The 1656-nt window shown below is 38.5% G+C and carries 1 protein-coding gene; it reads left to right on the forward strand.

Going from position 1 to position 1656, the window contains the following annotated elements:
• Nucleotides 1-1455: transposase (locus KO509_RS06885; protein ID WP_215972556.1), on the forward strand; the 1455-nt coding region annotated here is incomplete at its 5' end.
• Nucleotides 1456-1656 lie beyond the last annotated feature (201 nt).

Here is a 1656-nt window from a genome sequence, read left to right on the forward strand (position 1 = left end):
GAATATGCGCTTGCGCATATTGTTGATAATCACCTTGATTTATCGGGCTTCGAACAGTGGTATCAAAACGACAATGGCGGCGCAGCTGCCTATTCACCGTCTGTGATGTTAAAAATAATTCTCTTTGGTTATTCTCGTGGTTTTATCACGAGTCGCCGCATTGCTAATGCGTGTGAAACTAACATTACCTTTATGAGTTTATCGGGTGATGTGCAACCGCATTACACCTCAATAGCTTCGTTCGTTGCTCGAATGAAAGACCAAATAGAACCTCTCTTTACGCAAGTTTTAATGATATGTGACAAAGAAGGTTTGATAGGTCGCAACATGTTTGCCATTGATGGCTGTAAGTTAAAGTCAAACGCGAGCAAAGAGTGGAGTGGAACCTTCGATGAACTAGAGCGAAAAAAAGCTAAACTAGCACGAGCAAGTAAACGTATTATCGAACGTCATCAATCTCAAGATGGCTTAAATGAAGTGTTAATAACACAAGACTTAAAACAAAAAGAAAAACTGGATAAAAGTGCAGAGAAAATCACTGAATTTTTAGCCACACATCAAGAAAAAACAGGCAGCAAAGGCAAACCCGTTAAAAGTAATATCACTGACCCAGACAGTGCGAAAATGACTACCTCAAAAGGCACCATTCAAGGCTACAATGGTATCGCGATTAATGACGATAAACACCAAATTATACTGCAAGCACAAGCGTGGGGCTCAGTGGGAGAGCAACAAACCTTACAGCCAGCCGTTGCACAATTAAAACAACAACTTGAGAAACTCAATACCCAAAAACAGACAAACGCGCAGACAATAAAGTTTACAGCAGACAGTGGGTTCAATAGTGAAGCTAACCTTGAATTTATGGCTCAAAGTGGCTTTGATACTTATATTGCAGACAATCAATTTAGAAAAAGAAATCCGCTATTTAAAGAAAGTGAAACATACGAAACAGCGCAAGAAAAGCGGCGGTTAAAGCGCAGTAAAGGCAAGCCACGATTATTCACCTCAAATGATTTTCACTATGATGAAGTAACGCAAACATGCCGATGCCCAGCAGGCAACGACATGTGGCGAAGCGGTATAAATGTAAAAAGTCACAATCAACAATACACGCGATTCTGTGGTTACTTAAAAGATTGCAAAAGTTGCCCTCTGCAACAGCAATGTATGAGAAAACCGCCAATAAAAACAGGACGGCAAGTTCAGTTTAAAAATGATGAATCGTGTAAACAGCTAAGCTATATTGACAAAATGAAGGTTAAAATAGACAGCCCAATCGGTCGACGACAATACAGTAAGCGATTAGGTGCTATCGAGCCAGTGTTTGGCAATATTACCGTCAACAAAGGCATGAATAAATTGACCTTACGCGGGAAGGAAAAAGTAAACACCCAATGGCAAATGTATTGCCTTGTTCATAATATTGAAAAGTTAAGAAACAACCTGCATTAAGGGTTAAAAGCCCAACTCCACATCATACAAATCGTTATAACACTGAATTATCAGACGTTAATCCACTATTTCGTTAAGTTAACGATGTAAAAATAAAATCGCCAAAAACGTAAACGTTTTTGATTGTTAAAAGAAAACAATCCGGTTAGAGTATTTTGATTAATAAATAATATAAAAACGAGTTATTCTACAAGCTCGTTA

The organism is Colwellia sp. C2M11 (assembly GCF_018860915.1).
Taxonomy (GTDB): Bacteria; Pseudomonadota; Gammaproteobacteria; order Enterobacterales; family Alteromonadaceae; genus Colwellia.